The 17,145-nt window shown below is 65.2% G+C and carries 20 protein-coding genes; all 20 read left to right on the forward strand.

The features are described from left to right. Positions 1-13 precede the first annotated feature (13 nt). Entirely contained in the window at positions 14-673 is a 660-nt protein-coding gene (locus ACZLHH_RS18875; RefSeq protein ID WP_152907180.1) for a lysozyme, read from the forward strand. Then, complete coding sequence (locus ACZLHH_RS18880) at positions 673-1,179, forward strand: lysis system i-spanin subunit Rz (protein WP_008264923.1); 507 nt, start codon at positions 673-675, stop codon at positions 1,177-1,179. The genes ACZLHH_RS18875 and ACZLHH_RS18880 overlap by 1 nt, the downstream gene beginning before the upstream one ends. Beyond that, positions 1,176-1,493 carry a hypothetical protein gene (locus tag ACZLHH_RS18885; RefSeq protein WP_008265891.1) on the forward strand — a complete coding sequence of 106 codons (318 nt, stop codon included), beginning with the start codon at positions 1,176-1,178 and terminating at the stop codon, positions 1,491-1,493. The genes ACZLHH_RS18880 and ACZLHH_RS18885 overlap by 4 nt, the downstream gene beginning before the upstream one ends. Further along, entirely contained in the window at positions 1,490-1,813 is a 324-nt protein-coding gene (locus ACZLHH_RS18890) for a hypothetical protein (RefSeq protein WP_024957611.1), read from the forward strand. Before ACZLHH_RS18885 ends, ACZLHH_RS18890 begins: the two co-directional genes overlap by 4 nt. A gap of 13 nt (positions 1,814-1,826) precedes the next feature. After that, complete coding sequence (locus tag ACZLHH_RS18895; protein ID WP_050413323.1) at positions 1,827-2,375, forward strand: DUF3486 family protein; 549 nt, start codon at positions 1,827-1,829, stop codon at positions 2,373-2,375. Next, positions 2,376-4,112 carry a hypothetical protein gene (locus tag ACZLHH_RS18900; RefSeq protein WP_008267234.1) on the forward strand — a complete coding sequence of 579 codons (1,737 nt, stop codon included), beginning with the start codon at positions 2,376-2,378 and terminating at the stop codon, positions 4,110-4,112. After that, positions 4,109-5,635 carry a DUF935 domain-containing protein gene (locus tag ACZLHH_RS18905; protein WP_008267274.1) on the forward strand — a complete coding sequence of 509 codons (1,527 nt, stop codon included), beginning with the start codon at positions 4,109-4,111 and terminating at the stop codon, positions 5,633-5,635. The genes ACZLHH_RS18900 and ACZLHH_RS18905 overlap by 4 nt, the downstream gene beginning before the upstream one ends. 3 nt (positions 5,636-5,638) lie before the next feature. Continuing rightward, positions 5,639-6,916, forward strand: coding sequence for a phage head morphogenesis protein (locus tag ACZLHH_RS18910; RefSeq protein ID WP_008264470.1), 1,278 nt, complete (start codon positions 5,639-5,641; stop codon positions 6,914-6,916). Then, complete coding sequence (locus ACZLHH_RS18915; RefSeq protein ID WP_008268056.1) at positions 6,916-7,485, forward strand: phage virion morphogenesis protein; 570 nt, start codon at positions 6,916-6,918, stop codon at positions 7,483-7,485. The genes ACZLHH_RS18910 and ACZLHH_RS18915 overlap by 1 nt, the downstream gene beginning before the upstream one ends. Before the next feature lie 296 nt (positions 7,486-7,781). Then, the gene (locus ACZLHH_RS18920) at positions 7,782-8,987 is read left to right on the forward strand and encodes a hypothetical protein (RefSeq protein ID WP_040009211.1); all 1,206 of its coding nucleotides are present in this window, start codon (positions 7,782-7,784) and stop codon (positions 8,985-8,987) included. Between the two features lie 22 nt (positions 8,988-9,009). Continuing rightward, positions 9,010-9,351, forward strand: a complete 342-nt coding sequence (locus tag ACZLHH_RS18925) for a capsid cement protein (protein WP_049399127.1) — start codon at positions 9,010-9,012, stop codon at positions 9,349-9,351. Between the two features lie 25 nt (positions 9,352-9,376). Next, on the forward strand, positions 9,377-10,321 hold the full coding sequence (locus ACZLHH_RS18930) for a major capsid protein (RefSeq protein WP_008266322.1): 945 nt from the start codon (positions 9,377-9,379) through the stop codon (positions 10,319-10,321). 160 nt (positions 10,322-10,481) lie between these two features. Further along, the gene (locus tag ACZLHH_RS18935) at positions 10,482-10,964 is read left to right on the forward strand and encodes a hypothetical protein (RefSeq protein WP_478478728.1); all 483 of its coding nucleotides are present in this window, start codon (positions 10,482-10,484) and stop codon (positions 10,962-10,964) included. A gap of 9 nt (positions 10,965-10,973) precedes the next feature. Beyond that, on the forward strand, positions 10,974-11,507 hold the full coding sequence (locus ACZLHH_RS18940) for a gp436 family protein (protein ID WP_008268301.1): 534 nt from the start codon (positions 10,974-10,976) through the stop codon (positions 11,505-11,507). After that, on the forward strand, positions 11,504-11,980 hold the full coding sequence (locus tag ACZLHH_RS18945) for a phage tail terminator protein (RefSeq protein ID WP_040006690.1): 477 nt from the start codon (positions 11,504-11,506) through the stop codon (positions 11,978-11,980). Before ACZLHH_RS18940 ends, ACZLHH_RS18945 begins: the two co-directional genes overlap by 4 nt. Further along, complete coding sequence (locus ACZLHH_RS18950) at positions 11,977-12,189, forward strand: hypothetical protein (protein WP_008265068.1); 213 nt, start codon at positions 11,977-11,979, stop codon at positions 12,187-12,189. The genes ACZLHH_RS18945 and ACZLHH_RS18950 overlap by 4 nt, the downstream gene beginning before the upstream one ends. Before the next feature lie 3 nt (positions 12,190-12,192). After that, the gene (locus ACZLHH_RS18955) at positions 12,193-12,948 is read left to right on the forward strand and encodes a phage tail tube protein (protein ID WP_008268825.1); all 756 of its coding nucleotides are present in this window, start codon (positions 12,193-12,195) and stop codon (positions 12,946-12,948) included. After that, entirely contained in the window at positions 12,948-13,457 is a 510-nt protein-coding gene (locus ACZLHH_RS18960) for a DUF6631 family protein (RefSeq protein ID WP_040006693.1), read from the forward strand. The genes ACZLHH_RS18955 and ACZLHH_RS18960 overlap by 1 nt, the downstream gene beginning before the upstream one ends. 41 nt (positions 13,458-13,498) lie before the next feature. Continuing rightward, positions 13,499-13,639, forward strand: a complete 141-nt coding sequence (locus ACZLHH_RS18965; protein WP_008266411.1) for a hypothetical protein — start codon at positions 13,499-13,501, stop codon at positions 13,637-13,639. A 2-nt stretch (positions 13,640-13,641) separates the two neighbouring features. Beyond that, a complete protein-coding gene (locus ACZLHH_RS18970) occupies positions 13,642-17,145 on the forward strand; it encodes a phage tail length tape measure family protein (RefSeq protein WP_049399126.1) in 3,504 nt (1,167 codons plus the stop codon).

The raw sequence follows: 17,145 nt of genomic DNA on the forward strand, positions 1-17,145 counted from the left end.
CCCACGCGCGCGCGTGAGATTCCTCGAAACCAGTTTCAAAGACGACGATCAGTCAAAGACTGAAACTCTGCCCATCGGTTTGGTGTGCGCATGGCGCACCTGGCCGGCGGGCATCCTCGTCTGCCCGTCGGCCATCTTTCCCTGGAGATGGCGCATGGCAGCAGAGCAACCCGGTAACAAGGCACTGCCCATCGCGGGCGGAATGCTGGCAACCATGCTGGCGTTGCTGCTCGGGTTGGTGCAGCCCTTCGAGGGCTACTCGGCCCAGCCCTATCGTGATGTCGTCGGGAAGCTGACGGTCTGCTACGGCCATACGGCCAAGGTAGAACAGCGCACCTACGCCCGCGCCGAATGCGAGCGTCTGCTCCAGTCGGACCTCGGCGTCGCCTGGAACACCGTGCAGAGTTGCATCAAGGTGCCGATGACGGACTACCAGGCGGCCGCGCTGACGTCGTTCGCCTTCAACGTCGGTCCGGGTGGTGCTGGCGTCAAGGACGGCCTGTGCACGCTGCGCAACGGTCAGCAGCCGCGGATCCGTGTCTACGCCAATCAAGGCCGCTGGGACCTCGCATGTGCCCAGCTGAGCAACTGGGCCAATGCCGGCGGCAAGTCCTATAAGGGATTGGAGCGCCGCCGCACCGCTGAGCGCGCGATGTGCGAGGGCCGGTACTGATGGTCCGCACCCTGACCGCAACGGTCGCCCTGCTGCTGGTGCTCCTGCTGGTCGCCATTGCCGCAGCACTTCTCTATCGCGGCAATGCGCTGGACGCCCAAGCCCGTGATGCCAGGGCGCAGCAGCGCGTGACCACGCTTCAATCGCAACTGGAAAGCGAGCGCAATGCTCGCGACACCGAGCATACCCAGGCCAGGGAAATGGCCCAGATCGGAGACCAACATGAAGATGATCGGGAGGCGTCCGCGTCCATCCCTGCTGCTGTTGTGGCTGACCTGCGCGCTGGCAATCTCCAGCTGCGCGACGACCTCGCCACCTGTCACACCGCCCGCCTGTCCCAAGCCGTCTCTGGCGCCGTCGAACGTGATGCGAGCGCCCAACTACGTCCAGAGGTTGCAGGCACTGCTCTTCAAATCGTCACCGAAGCTGAAGACCACGTCCGCTCCTGCCAGCGCGTCATCGGCGTCCTCACCGGACAGCGCCTACCCGTCGAGACCAACCCATGATCGTTGAAGTGCAACCGCTCTACCTGGTGTGGTTCGCAGGCATCGGCATCACGCTGCTTGGCGGCCTGATCGCCGGCGGCCGCTGGCTGGTCAACCAGCTGCAACAACGCACTGATCAGCAGCTGGCGATTCTGATCAACGACAGCAAGCGCTGGCGCGAGGTTGAGAGTCACCTCACCGACTTCCGCCTGGAAGTTGCGAAGGATTACGTCCGCCGCGAGGACTATGCCCGCGGACAGAGCGTTATCGAGGCAAAGCTTGATGCAGTGGCTTCGAAGATCACGAACATGCAAAGCAAGGGGAACACGCCGTGAGTCACGGAAATCAAGGCCCGGATTTGGGCAAGCTGCGCAGGGAGCAGCTGCGCTGGCTGATGTTGCTGGTGCTGGATCGCTCACGCCCCTATCCGATCGGTGAAGCCGTCCTGGCCGGCGCGGCCCAGGACATGTACCCGGATGCCACCGCGCTGGAGGTTCGCCGGGAACTGGACTACCTGGACACCCGTCGCCTGATCGACATCACCAAATCCCCGTCGGGGCCGTGGTCGGCGGAGCTGACCCGCCACGGTGTGGACATCGTCGAGTACAGCATCGACTGCGGTCCGGGGATCGCCCGCCCGCCGAAGTACTGGTGACCCCATGCCTCCCGTGAGCAAGATCGACTTGTTGCCGGCCGATGTGCGTGACGAGCTGGATCGGCGCCTGGTTGCCAACGCCTTCGGTGGCAGCATCTCGCTGTCCGAATGGCTGGGCGAACAGGGCTACGAGATCAGCAAGACCACCGTCAACGAACGCGCCAAGCGGCTCAAGCGCCGCTTGGCTTCGATCAGTGCCAGCACCGAAGCCATGAAGCTGGTTGCTGAGCAGGCGCCCGACAATGCCGCCGAGCGCGGCAGCGCGCTGTTGGGCCTGCTGCAGACCGATCTGTTCGAGGCGCTGCTGCAGTTCCAGGAGGCCGCCGACCAGGACGATGAAAGCATCTCCCCCGCCGACCGTATTGCTCTGTACAGCAAGGCGGCCAAGGCCATTGCCGAGCTGACCCGCTCTTCCATCGTGCGCGAGAAGTGGGCCGGCGAGATCCGTCAGAAGGCGCTCGTCGACGCGGCCAGCCGGGTCGAGGAGGCTGCGCGAGCCAAGGGCCTGGACGCCGAGGGCGTGGAGTTCTGGCGCAACAAGGTGCTGCATGGAGTCGGCTAAGTGAGTGCACTGGGTCCCCTGCCGGATACCGAGCGCGTCCTGGACTGGGATGAGCTGCCTGAGAGCGTGCGCTCGATCTCGACCAACTTCGATCCGAGCAAGGCCGGTGTGCTGATGGCTCATCAGTCCGAATGGATCCGGATGCAGGAAGGGCTGGATATCGCGGTCTGCGAGAAGGGGCGCCGCACTGGCATCACCTTCGCCCAGGCGCTGAGCGACACCATCACCGCCGCTTCTGCCAAGGACGCCGGCGGCGACAACGTGTGGTACATGGCCGACACCAAGGAAAAGGGTCTGGAGTTCATTGGCTATGTGGCCAAGTTCGCGCCGATCATTGCCCAAGGCCAAGCCTCGCGTATCGAGCAGCACATCTTCCAGGACCAGCAGCCTGACGGCACCAGCCGGCAGATCCAGGCCTTCCGGGTTCGCTTCGCCAGTGGTTTCCGTATCACGGCACTGTCCTCGCGCCCGGAGAACATCCACGGCCTGCAGGGCGTGGTCGACCTGGACGAAGCGGCGCTGCACAAGGACGTGGCCAAGGTGCTCGAATCAGCCACCGCGCTGCTGATCTGGGGTGGCCGGATCCGCGTGTGGTCCACACACCGCGGCAAGAAGAATCCGTTCAACCAGCTGGTGCAGGACGTCCAGGCCGGTCGCTACGGCAAGAAGGCCGGGGTGATCCGCATCAGCTTCGATGATGCCGTGTCCAACGGCCTGTACGAGCGGGTCTGCGCCATGCGTGGCAAGGTGGCCACCGCCGAGGGCAAGAAGGAGTGGTACACCGCCATCCGCTCGGCCTATGGCCCGCGCAAGGCCGCCATGCGCGAGGAGCTGGATGTCATCCCGCGCGACGGAGATGGCTCGGCCATCCCCTCAGTCTGGATCGATCGGGCCATGTCCGAGGTCCGCCCTGTGCTGCGCTTGGTCTTCGATGACGACTTCCCCAAGCGCTCGGAGAAGGAACGCGAGATCTGGTGCTCGGTCTGGATCGCCACCACGCTGCTGCCGGTGCTGCGTGCTGCGGTGGCCGGGTTCACTGGGCGCTGGGCGGTCGGCATGGACTTTGCGCGCCACCGCCACTTCTCGGTCATCAAGCCGGCCAAGGTCAGTCAGGATCTGCGCCGGGATGTGCCGTTCCTGATCGAGATGGCCAACGCGCCCACCCGCCAGCAGGAGCAGATCCTGTGGGCGTTTCTGGACGCGCTGAATGAGGGCTTCCGCGGCCGCTGGTCGTTCGCTGGCGACGCCACCGGGCCGGGCCAGACTCTGATGGAGTACACAGGCGACCGTTACGGCCGTGCCGAGCTCGATGCCGAGACGGGCCGCTACAGCGGTGGCCCAATCCACGAGGTCACCCTGTCGCGCCCCTGGTACAGCGAATGGATGCCCAAGTACATCGCGTTGTTCGAGGACGGATTCATCACCGTGCCCAGGGACGCATCGCTGGAGGATGACCATCGGGCCGTGGAGTACGTTGATGGCATTCCGATGGTGCCGCGCCTGGAGCGCAAGGACCTGCAGGATCCGGAACTGGTGCGCCACGGCGACGGCGCGATCGCAGGCGCCCTGATGCAGTTTGCCGCGCTCAACCACGTCACCTCGGTACCCATCGAGTTCCAGGCGGCCGGCGCTCGCGCCTACATCGGCGACGGCCGAGCCGACGGCGTGGCCACCGTCGTGACCGATGATGCCTTCGGCACGGTCAGCGGCGGCAATGATTTTGGAGGATTCGCATGACCATCGCCCGCCCAGAGATCGGCCGCGAGATTGCCACCACCGCCGATGGCATCGACATCACCCGTGGCTACACCGGGCCGCTGCTGCTGCCCTTTGATAGCGTGCTGCGCAATCGGGGCGGCTATGACCTGCAGATCTACGAGCAGGTGCTGTCCGATCCGGAGGTGAAAACCACCTTCGGATCGCGCCAGGACTCGGTGGTGGCCTGCGAATGGCAGGTGGAGCCCGGTGGCGAGAAGCGCATCGACCGCCAGGCGGCAGAGTATCTGCAGGAGCAGCTGCACGGGATCGGGTGGGACAACGTCACCCGCAAGATGCTGTTTGGCGTGTTCTACGGCTACGGCGTGGCCGAGATCCTGTACAAGGTCGACGGCACCCGCATCGGCCTGGAGGCGATCAAGGTCCGCAATCGCCGACGCTTCCGCTACGGCAAGGAAGGCGACCTGCGCCTGCTCACCCAGACCCAGATGACGGAGGGCGTCCCGGCACTCGCGCCGTACTTCTGGAACTTCTGCTCCGGTGCCGATCACGACGATGAGCCCTACGGCCTGGGGCTGGCGCACTGGCTGTACTGGCCGGTGCTGTTCAAGCGCAACGGGCTCAAGTTCTGGCTGATCTTCCTGGAGAAGTTCGGCATGCCCACCGCAGTGGGCAAGTACGACAGTGAGGCGACCGATCCGGAGAAGTCCAAGCTGCTGCAGGCCACCCGCGCGATCCAGACCGACAGCGGCATCATCATGCCCAAGGGCATGGAGCTGGCGCTGCTGGAGGCCGGGCGCAGTGGCACGGCCGACTACAAGGCCCTGCAGGACTATATGGATGCCACCATCCAGAAGGTGGTGCTGGGCCAGACCGCCAGCACCCAGGGCACACCCGGCAAGCTGGGCAACGACCAGCTGCAGCGGGAAGTGCGCCGCGACATCATCACCTCCGATGCAGACCTGGTGTGTGAGTCCTTCAACAAGGGGCCGGCGCGCTGGCTCACCGAATGGAACTTCCCCGGCGCAGCCATCCCACGGGTCTACCGCGTCACGGAAGAGCCGGAGGATCTGGACGCCACTGCCAGTCGCGACAAGAAGATCCTCGACCTGGGCTACAAGCCCAAGCAGGTCTACATGGACCAGACCTATGGGGACAACTACGAGCCTGTCCAGGCGCTGCCGGAGCCACCTGCGGTACCGACAGCGATCGATGGGCCGCAGTTCGCTGATGCCGGCGGTACGGTGGGTAGCCTGCTGCGCCGGCACTATCCGGCGGCCTTTGCCGACAGCACCCCGAAGGCACCTGATCCTGCCATCGGCCTGGGCCAGCAGCTTGATCGGCGACTGTCGCCCCTCGGTGCTGGTTGGGTGGAGCAGATCCGCCAGCTGGTCGATGAGGTCGATTCGCTGGAGGAACTGCGCGACCGGCTGTTCGAGCTACATCCGAACATGACCCTGGACGACTACGCCTCGGTGATGGCCGATGCGATGACGGCAGCGACGCTGGCCGGCCGCAGCGACGTCCAGGGCGCAGGAGGCTGATCAATGGCTGGGGTTGCCTACGCTCAACTGCCGTTCCAGGAGCAAATCGAGTTCTTCCGTCGCAAGAAGAACGTGCTCACCGAGAGCTACCTGGACGTGTGGGACGCCCAGCACGACACCAGCTTCATGGTGGCCGGTGCCAACCGTGACGCACTGCTGGCCGACTTCCGGCAGTCCATCGACCGTGTCATCGCCGAAGGCCGCACGCTGGAGCAGTTCCGCGAAGACTTCGACCGCATCGTGGCCACGCATGGCTGGGATTACAACGGCGGCCGGAACTGGCGCTCGCGGGTGATCTACGAAACCAACCTGCGTCAGAGCTACAACGCCGGGCGCTGGGCCCAGCTGCAGCAGCTGATCAAGGTACGGCCGTTCTGGCGCTACAACCACAACGATGCCGTCGAACACCCCCGGCCACTGCACGTGTCCTGGAATGGCATGGTGCTGCGCCATGATGATCCCTGGTGGCGCTATCACTATCCGGCCAACGGCTGGGGCTGCCAGTGCTACGTCGATGCGCTCAACGAACGCGATCTGCGCCGCTTGGGCAAGGACGGCCCCGACACGGCCCCTGAGGTTGTGATGCAGTCGGTGACGGTCGGGCAGCGCAGTCCCGGTGGACCGCGCACGGTGCTGACGCCGGCAGGCGTCGATCCTGGCTTCGGCTACGCGCCTGGAGCAACGGCGGACCACTGGCCCGGCGGGCGTGGTGGTCCGGTCACACCGCCCTCGCTGACAGGCCAACTGACCTCCGCTCTGCAGAGTGCACTGGAGACGGGCGCGCGGCTGCCAGCGGCGCCCGCTGCCGCCAGTGCCGCCCGGGCCTTGGCGCGGCCGCGTGCCAGGGACGCCCTGCAGGCCGGCTACGCCAGCTGGCTGGCCAGCATTGACGCTGATGCCGCGCACGCTGCTCGCTACCTGGCCGGCGCACTGTCTCCCGGTCTGGTGTCGCAGCTGCAGCGCGCTGCCGTTCGACCAGCGACGGCGGCCTTTGCAGTGTTGGCTGAGCAGCTCCCCATCACTCGGCCTGGCGCGGTCGCCATCGCCGCAGCCGAGCTGCCTATCCGCCTGCTCGATGCGGTGGCCATCCTATTGGACGTGGCCGCAGGCCACCTGCGGTATGTCCTTGCGGTGGGGCGCCCGGCCTTCATGGTGGTCGACGTGGCCATCTCGGAAACGGGCGTCAGCACCATCCAGCCCCAGCTGCAGATGCTGATGCCTTCTGATCTCAAGCGCAGCGTCGCCGATGGCACGCTGCAGCTGCTGCAGGGAGCACTCTGATGGCGCAGCTCGAAGTCACCCTGGATTCGGCAACACCTGCGCTGGCTGATGCGCTGCGCCAGCTGGAGGGCGAAGCACGGCAACTGATCCTGAGAGACTGGGGCGAGTACCTGCTGAGGTCGACACGCGAGCGAGCCAAGAAGGAGCGTGATCCGACCGGACAGCGATGGCGTGCACTGGAGCCAAGCTACAAACGCTGGAAACAGAAGAAGCGCCCCGGCGTGCCGATTCTGAAGTTCGATTTCCACATGCTCGGTGATATGGCCTCATGGCAAACGGATGGGAACGACGCCGTCCTGGTCGGTACCAATGCACCCTATGGCGCCATCCACCAATTCGGCGGCACCATCCAACACGCCGCGCGTCCGGCCAATATCCACCTGAAGACGGGTAAGGGCGGCAGCCGGTTCGTCAAAGCCAGTCGTAGGAACGCGCGCTTCAAGCGCTCGGTCACAATGCCTGCGTACACGAACACCATCGCCGCTCGCCCGTGGCTGGGTGTAAGTCGCGAAGATGAGAAGGAGCTGCTGGATATCGCCCAGGATCACGTGAGCGGCGCCTTCGAGTAGCTCACGCATAAGCGGCGCTCTGCGCGCCGCTACAGGCGCGCCGCCACACTCGGGCGTCACCCACACCGGCTTGGTGTCTGACACACCTGTGCGGCCGATACTGGCACTTGTTTCCACGCAGGACGATCACCGCACGCGCATCGTGCATCTGCGGTTGAAATTCTCTGCAATGCACCGTCCCAAGACGTGAGACGGTACTGCGGGAAAAAGGAGGGCATGAGCCAGTCCGCTGCCGCCCTCGAAAGTTGGAAACCAGTTTCAAAGACAGCGACCTCTGGCGCGGGAAAACTGGCGGCATGAACCAGCCCGCCGCCACCCTGCAGATCTTCAAAGCCGGCACGCACGTTGCCGAAGACGGCCGCACGCTGACCTTCAGCGAGGCGGATGTGCAGCAGATCGCCGACAGCTACGATCCGGCGCTGCACGAAGCGCCCATTGTGGTGGGCCATCCCAAAACCGACGACCCGGCCTATGGCTGGAGCAAAGTGCTTCAGGCCAAGGACGGCCTCCTGATGGCCGAACCGCACGAGGTAGATCCTGCCTTCGCGGAGCTGGTCAACAACGGCCGCTTCAAGAAGATCAGCGCCTCCATCTTCATGCCCGATTCGCCGGGGAACCCGACGCCGGGCAAGTACTACCTGCGCCACATCGGCTTCCTGGGTGCGCAGCCGCCGGCAGTAAAGGGGCTCAAGTCGGCCTCCTTCGCCGAAGGCGATGACGCTGCGTGCTTTGCCATGTCGCTGGCCCCGCTGGGCTGGACGCTGACGGATCTGTTCCGCCGCTTCCGCGACTGGCTGATCGATACCCAGGGTCTGGAGACAGCCGACCAGGTCATTCCGGACTGGCAGATCCGCGGCATCGAGAGCAGCACACGCGATGACGACAACTCGCGCGCGTCGGCCCTCTTCGCATCGCCATTGCTCACCCAGTTCCCGCGCAGCGCCCTCGGTGCGCCTGCGCCCGTCCAGGCAACGCCTCCCACTCGTGAACAGGTCAAATCGGAGATCGACCCCATGTCCCAGCAGAACAACGCCGAGCACGCACAGCGCCAGCAGCAGCTCGACCAGCAGGCTTCCACCCTGGACGCTCGCGAGAAGGCCCTCGCCGCCCGTGAGCAGGCCGCGCGACGCGAAGATGCAGTGGCGTTCGCCGAAGGCCTGGTGAAGGAAGGCAAGCTGCTGCCCCGTCAGCAGCCGGCGGTGGTGGAGCTGCTGCTGGCCCAGCCCAATGGCAAGGAACCGCTCAACTTTGCCGAGGGCGAAACGACGGTGACCAAACCGGCGGAGTCGGTGCTGCGCGAGCTGCTGACCAGCCTGCCCAAGGCGGTGGACTTCAGCGAGAAGTCCGCTGGCGACGCGCCGAACGCAGCCGCGAACTTCGCAGCGCCTGCGGGAGTGCATGTGGATGCAGGCCGCGCGGATCTCTTCAACAAGGCCAAGGCCTATCAGCAGCAGCACCCTGGCACGTCTTGGGCAGCTGCAGTCGCCGCGGTCGGCGGCTGACTCATCTATCCAGGAGCCCACCATGTCCCAGAACATCGCTCTGCTTACGCTGTCCGTGCTGGCCACGGCAGCCCTTACCAACAACCGTTTCGTCTCCCCGGCGGGCGGCGTAGCAGCTGCCGGCGGCAACGCCTACGGCGTCACGCGCTCCGATGCGGCGATCGGACAACTGGCTCCGGTTGACGTCTTGGGCACGACCCAGGTGACCGCAGGTGCCGCCATTGCTGCGGGCGCTGCCCTTGAGGTCGGCGTCGACGGCAAAGCCGTCACGGCTGACGCGGGCAAGGTCGTCGCCCGCGCGGCACCTGGCGCCAAGGCCGCCGCCGACGGCGACGTGCTCGAAGTGATCCTCATCCCGAACTGACCGGCAAGCGCCGCAGGAGATTTACATGTCCGCACAGATGACCCCCGGCCAGGTTCGCGTCGTTGACCCGATCCTTTCCGAGCACGCCCGTGGCTATCGCCAGGCGCAGCTCGTGGCCACCGCGCTGTTCCCCTTCGCCGATGTCGCCGCCTATGGCGGCCAGGTGATCGAGTTCGGCAAGGAATCCTTCAAGATCTACAACTCCAAGCGTGCCCCTGGCTCGAACACCAAGCGGATCCGCTTTGGCTACCAGGGCAAGCCCTACTCGATCATCCCGAGTGCACTGGAAGCCCTTGTGCCACGCGAGCACATGAAGGACGCCAGCCAGGTGCCTGGCATCAACTTGGGCACGCGAGCTGTCAACACCGCGCTGCGCTCGCTGCTGCTGGAGTACGAGGTGGACAGCGCCAAGATCGCCACCTCCGCCAGCAACTACGACAACGATCACAAGGTGACACTGGCTGGCAACAACGTGTGGTCCAACGCCGCCTCAAACCCGGCGCAGGATGTCGAAACCGGCAAGGAAGCGGTGCGTGACAGCATCGGCTTGTATCCCAACACCATGCTGCTGTCTGCCAAGTCGTTCAAGCAGCTCAAGCAGCATCCGAAGCTGATCGATCGCTCGGCTAACACAGGCGTGCGCAAGGTCACCCTGGACCTGCTCAAGCAGATCTTCGAGATCGACAACATCGTGGTCGGTGGTGGTGTGGTGGCCGACGACAACGGTGCCTTCGGTGACGTCTGGGGTACTTCGGCTGTCTTGGCTTACGTCAGCCCTGGTGCGGACGTGAACGCCAACGTGGAGGAGCCCAGCTATGGCTATGGCTATCGCATCGAAGGCATGCCGCTGGTCGAGCTTCCGTACTGGGATGCGAATGCCAAGAGCTGGATCTACGGCGTCAGCAACGACGCCACCCCGGTTCTGGCCGGTATGGCTGCCGGCTACCTGATTCAGGGCGCCGGCCTGTAATACGCAGCCGGCGACAGGACGTCGCCGGATTGGCTGCCGCTCATCCGTACAACCCAGCGAGCGGCAGCACCAGGCGAACGCGGGCCTGGCTGTGCGGAGCACGGAGAACCATGCGTGACAGCCGGAGAGCACGGCACCACACCTATTCGGAGATCCCGTCGTGGCCAAGCCCCGCACCGCACTGCCCAGCGCACCCAAGACCGTCCAGGACGACAAGCCGGCCGATGCGCCGGAGGTCGCGGAAGAGAAGGCGGCCGATGCGTCGCCGGCAAAGGACGGTTCGGTGCCGGAGGAAGGCCGCGGCGAACCAGAGTCCGCCTCGTCGGCCGTCTCCGCAGCCAATGGAGCCGCAGTGGACCAGCCACAGGGCGATCAGGCAGCGGCTGATCAGGACGACGGCAACGGAGCGGAAACGTCTGCGCCTGATGCTGCGTCTCTCGATGCTGCTGCGCCTGCTACCGCCACAGCTGGTGACGATGATGCGCCGAGCACCTGGTGCTTCGAAGTACTCAGTCCGTTCAAGCACAACGGCGTGGTCATCAAGCCGCCGGCATGGATCGAGATGACCTGGGACGAGGCCGAGGACTACCAGGATGCTGGCGTCCTCGGTGACGAACCGGCCACTCCGGAAGAGCTGGAGTAACTGGCCGTCATGTCCTACTGCACGCTCGCACTGCTGTCGGCGGCCAAGCTCGCCCAGGAACTGGCGCAGGTGGCCACACCGGAGCGCTATCCGGTCGTGGACGATGCGCTGATGGATGCCACGCTGCTCGGCAGCGATCGCAGTGCCTTCGACCCGGCCGACGTGGCGGTCGCCGATGAGGCGGCCGCGCACGTGCAGCGCGCCTTGGACGACGCCGACGGCGTGATCAACGGCTACCTGGTCATGCGCAAACCCAAACCCTATCCGGTGCCACTGCCGGCGCCGGTACCGGGCATCGTGTCCACCTGGGCGCGATGGATTGCGCGCTACCTGCTGCATAAGGACCGGGTCAACACCGAGGAGCGGACCGATCCGGTGGTGCGCGACTACAAGGAAGCACTGCGCTTTCTGGAGCTGGTGCGCGATGGCAAGTTCAGCCTCGGTGCCGATGACCCGCTGCCTGCGCCCAGTGGCGGCGCCCCCGAGGTCTGCGCACCGCCGCGGGAGTTCAGCCACGGCACCCTGCAGGACTACGGCCGGTGAGCACGCAGCCCTTCGACATTGGCTTGGTGCGCGATCGCATCCGCCAGGGCGTCAGCGACAAGGAACTGCGTCAGGTGCAGGGCAGCGCCGACTATGCCGCAGTCCAGGCGCTGCGCGACTTCCCTGCACCGTGCTGCTACGTGCTGCTGGCCCGCGAGATGCCGCTGGAGACCAAGACCGGCGCTTCGTTTCCCGGGCAGCAGACGCGCCTGGCGCAGTTGGTCGAAGTGAACTTCGCGGTGGTGACCGTGTGCCGCAATTACCGCGAACAGCGCGGCGCCCAGGTGATCGATGAGCTCCGGATCCTGCTGGGCAAGGTTCGCCAACCACTGCTGGGCTGGACGCCGCCCATTGCCGGTGGCCGTGCCTGCCAGCTCATCGAGGGCAACCTCGAGGACTACGACGCCGCTACCGCCCTGTGGGTCGACGTATGGAAGACCCAGGCCCTTCTTCAACCTGAGATCCCCCGATGACCACCCAGAAATACACGATCAAGAAGCCGGGCCTGACGCTGTCGCGCAAGCCCATTGCCGTCGGCGAAACAGTCGAGGTTCCCGCCGACCTGGTGCCTTGGGCAGTCGAACGCGGCTTCATCGACGCCCCCGAGGCTGATTTTTTCCCCAACACGTCGCGCAAGGCCAGTGGCCAGCCGACCACTGCCAGCGCCCAGGAGGCGAAGTAAGCCATGTCCGAGACCGAATATTTCTCCCTGCAGGGGCGCGTGTACCTGGGCCTGCGCAATGCCGACGGCAGCCGCGCGCCGGCGCGCTGGGCGTACGATGCCAGCGTCCTGGAGCTGACCATGTCCAGCTCCCGTGAAACCAAGAAGGAAAGCTGGTCGGGTGTGCGCGGCGTCGGCGCTACCATGACCACCGAGCGCAACCTCGGCGTCAATCTGACCCTGGGCCAGCTCAACACCGATCACCTGGCGCTGGCCACGGACGGCACCCGCATGGAGCTGGCTGCCGGCTCAGCGGCAAACGAGGCCATTGGTACGGTCAAGCCGGGTGACGTGGTCGCATTGGAGTATGCGGCGATCAGCGCGCTGGCACTGGAAGGGGGCACCCCGGCCGCACCGCTGGTGCTGGACACCGACTACACCGTCAACCTGACCACCGGCATCATCACCTTCCTCACCGCTAAGACGGCGGTGGTGGCCAAGACGTACGAGTACGCTGCGCACAGCCTGGTGAAGGTCTTCGAAAGCACCAAGTCCGAGTACTACGTGCTCTTCGACGGCGTCAACAGCGTTGACGGCACCACGATGCGCTTCCGCGGCGAGGTGCACCGCGTCACCTTCCCGGCCTCGGAGACGCTGTCGCTGATCAACGACACCTTCGGTGAGATTGCGCTCACCGGCGAGGCCAAGATCGACCCGGTCCGCCAGGCAGATCCGCGCTTCGGCCTGTACGCCCGTGCCCTGCTGGTGGATGCAGCCTGATGGCCAAGGTGATCGGCAATGTCGGTCAACAGCCCTCCGGATCCGGCTCTAAGGATCCGGGGGCCGTAGCCGGTGAGCTGGACGTGCTGGCCGGCCAGCAGCAGGGGCAGCTCGGCGGAAAGACCATCACAGTGCGCGAATACGGCTTCTTTGAGGCCGCTCGCATCCTGCAGACCGCCGCACCACTGGTTGGGGATCTGCAGCCGATGTTCGAAGGCACCGATCCGCCTTCCATGCTGCAGGTGATGGATGCACTTATGTCCCACCCGGACCTGATCCGGCATCTACTGGCATGTTCGATCGCAGCGCCGCCGGCTGATGCCAAGGATCACGCAGCCGAGGTGCGGGAGCAGGAAGCGTGGCTGGAGACGCTCAACGAATCCGACGGTGAACAGATGCTGCTGTTGTGGTGGCAGGCCAATAGCAGTTTTTTTCTCCGCCGCCTGCTCCGAAACGCCGTCAGTCAAAAGGCAGTCCCGTCGGCTACGGACGCGTCTTCACCGACCTGATCAACGCTGGTTACGGCCACAGCTTTGGCGATATCGGTCGCATGACCAAGCGCCAGATATCCCTCGCCTGGGAGCACGTCCAGGCTCAGCAGCGGCGGGCACGGCGGGAACGCATTACCGACGTCAACGCTGCGTATGCCGGCGGTAATTCGATGACCACCTTGCTGAAGGATCTGAAATAACAATGGCTTCCTCGCGCAACCTCGAACTGGCGATGCGTATCGCCCTGGACATCGAGCAGGTGCGCCAGGCGCTGCCAGTGGTCCAGAAGGGGCTCGCCTCGGTCAAGGGCGCCGGCCAGGATGCCGGCGTCGGCCTGGGCGACGTCACGAAAGAGGCGAAGAAGGCCGCTGATGCCTTGGATCGGGCCGCCCGCAGCAGTGCCGCCTCGGGCAGCCAAATGGAGGATGCTGGCCGGAAGGCGGCCGCCGGCGCGGCGGGCATGGCCACGGCAGGAGAATCAGCCAAGGCCATGTCGGCGGATGTGGCCACCGCCGCAGATCGCGTCCGAACGTCCGGCGCGGCGGTGCAGAAAACAGTGGCCGATGAGATCCGCCTCATCTCCGAGCTCGATGCACGTCTGGAGCGCGGCGCGGCGAGCATGTCCGATCTGGCCGACACCGAGGCGATGCTTGATCGGGTGATGGCGCGCGGCCTGATTACCACCGAGGACTACAACAGCGCGCTCAAGGCGCTGGATAAGCAGGAAGCAGGCCTGGCTCGGTCGGAGCAACAGCGCCAGCGTGCTGTTGAGGGCGCCCTGGGGCGCTATGACAGTGCATCGGTAAAGCTGCAGAAGCTGGAGCGGGACGAGCAGGAGCTCAAGGTGGCGGTGGATGCCGGCCGCATCAGCCGCGAGCAGTACAACCGTGCCCTCGCGGGCATCAATGTCCAACGCAACGCCGTCAAGGTTGCCGAAGCGACCAGCCGCAGCCTGGGCGCCGGGGCGATCTCGGCCGGCCAGTACCAGATGGCCATGCGCCAACTGCCGGCGCAGATCACCGATATCACCACCAGCATCGTCAGCGGCATGCCGATCTGGATGGTGGCCATCCAGCAGGGTGGCCAGCTGAAGGATTCCTTCGGCGGTGTGGTCCCCGCCGCGCGCGCGCTCACCAGTGCGCTCAATCCCGCGGTGGTCGTCCTGGGCGGTGTGGCCGCCGGACTGGGTGTTGTTGGCTTTGCCGCGCTGCAGGGCTACAAGCAGCTGCGAGCCTTCGACGCCGCTGTGATCTCGACAGGCCATTCACTTGGCGTGTCCAGTGGTCAGCTCTATGCCCAGGCGAATGCTGTCGGTGCGGTCACTGGCGAATACTCCGATGCAACGGCAGCTGCGCAGCAACTTGCGGCCAGCGGGAAGCTGACCGCCAACACCCTGTCTACAGCGATCAGCGTCGCAGTCAACCTGGCCAAATTGACGGGCGAGTCGATTGAGGGCACCACCGCCAAGGTGGTCGAGGTCTCCAAGGCGCCTTCGGCCACGCTGGCCAAGCTCAACGAGCAGTACCACTTCCTCACCGCAGCGGTGTACGAACAGGTTCGGGCACTGGAGGACCAGGGCAAGGCGACCGACGCCGCCAAGACAGCGCTGGAGGCCATCGCCAATGTCAGCGACCAGCGTGTCAGAGAAATGGAGTCGCGGGCCGGATATCTGGAGCAGGCGTGGGATGCCGTTGCTCGTACGCTTAAGCGCGTCTGGCAAGGACTGAAGGACATCGGTCGCACCGACTCCGAAGCGATGCTCCGGGCAGAAACTGCGGCGATGCGTGGTACGACCGAGCAACTGCAGCAGGCGTTGAAGAACGGTAATGCCCCAGCCATCGGCTACTACTACGACCAGCAGATCAAGCAGATCGACCGGCTCCGCAAGGCGCGGGCCGCCTACGATCGTGACGTCAATGCCGCCGAGAGCACCGGCCAGGCCCAGCGGGTCCAAGATGCCGGCGTCGAAGCCGCCAAGGCGATCGCTTCAGGTCTCGAAGAGGGTGCCAGCAAGGCCGAGAAGCTGAAGAAGGCAACCGAAGAGGTTGCCAAGCAGTTCCGCGAGTTGCGCAAGGCCAATCCAGGAAGCGACCTCCTCAAGGGTGTCAGCTTCGGCGACGATGGCAGCGTCAGCGGCGGCGCCTATGACAAGCGGGTCGCCCAGCTGCAGGAGAAGTTCAAAGAGCGCACTCGAAAGACGCCCAAGACCGAGAGCCAGAAAGATGAGGCCGCCGCACAGCGGGAGCTGGAGCGGCTCAAGCAGCAGATCGATCTGGTCGGAACGCTGGATGAGACCCGCAAGAAGGCGACCGAAACGTCCCGCATCCAGGCGGCCATTGCCGAGGGGAATTTCCAGAACGCTTCGGCGAAGACCAAGCAGGACCTGCTGGACGAAGCCAAGAAGCTGGATCTGGCCAACCTCCGGGTCGAAGCCGACCGCAAGATGCTGGACATCCGTGATCGCATTGCAGCCTTGCAAGGACGTGGTCCCGACGCAGAGCTGGCCAAGACCACGCGCGAGCTGACGAAGCTGAAGGAAGAGCTGGAGGCTGCGGGCCGAGCAGCGGATGCCGCCGACATTTCCAAACTGATGGATCTGAGCAAGGCCAGTACTGACCTCAAGAATCTGCAGGAGGCCTACGACAGGGTAATTGGCGGGATTGCACTGGAGCAGCAGCGGATTCAGCTGGAGCTGCAGGCTGGCCTGATCACTCAGGCGGGCGCGCAGCAGCGCGTGGTCGATCTCTACCGTCAGCAGTCAGGTGCCCTCCGTGAGCTGGTTCCCCAAATGGAGGCCGCAGCTCAGGCGCTGGGTGATCCTGCTGCCGTGGCAAACGTAGAGCAGATCAAACTCAAGCTGCAGGAGATGGAGGCGACCACAAACCTGCTCCAACAGTCCATCCGTAACACGCTTGAAGGATCGTTCTCGAACCTGTTCACCTCGCTGATCATGCAAACCGATTCGCTATCCGAGTCGGTGCGGAACTTCTTCCTCAGCATCGCCCAAGGCATTGCCGAATTCGCGGCCGCGCAGTTGGCGCAGGCCGCGACCATGAAGTTGATGGGGCTCTTCGCCGGCGACAAAGGGAATGGCGGTGGTGACGGCGCGCAGGACATGGCCAAGGCTGCGGCAGCTACTGCGGCCGCGGGCGCGATCGTCAGTGTGGGTGCCTCCAAACTGGAGACCTCGGCCACCACCCTTGGTTCGTCCAGCGTGGGACTCATTGTCGGCGCGCAGGCGATTTCCCAGGCGGCCCGTCAGATGCAGGCTGCTGCTGCGGCAATGGCCGTTTCCAGCGCGGCCGGCTACTCCAGCGGCGGCTTCACCGGACCGGGTGGCAAGTACCAACTGGCGGGCTTTGTTCACGCCGGTGAGTTCGTCCACCGACAGGAGGTGGTGCGCCAGCCCGGTGCGCTGGCATTCCTGTCGGCCTTCAACCAGGTCGGTATGGCGGCAATCGATCGTTGGCGCGGCTATGCCGACGGAGGGCATGTGGCATCGATGCCCATGCTGCAACGGTCCCCCGTGTTCACCAGCGCAGCTTCGGCGCCGCCGAGCACTGCCGCGCAGTTGGGCTTGCGAGTGATCAACCAGGTGTCGCCGGACCTGCTCGACCAGTACCTGGACGATCCGGGCAGCGACACCACCGTCATCAACAAGATCAACCGCAACTCTGCGGCGATCCGCCAAGTATTGGGACTCTGA

Source organism: Stenotrophomonas sp. 28608_Sma, assembly GCF_056486185.1.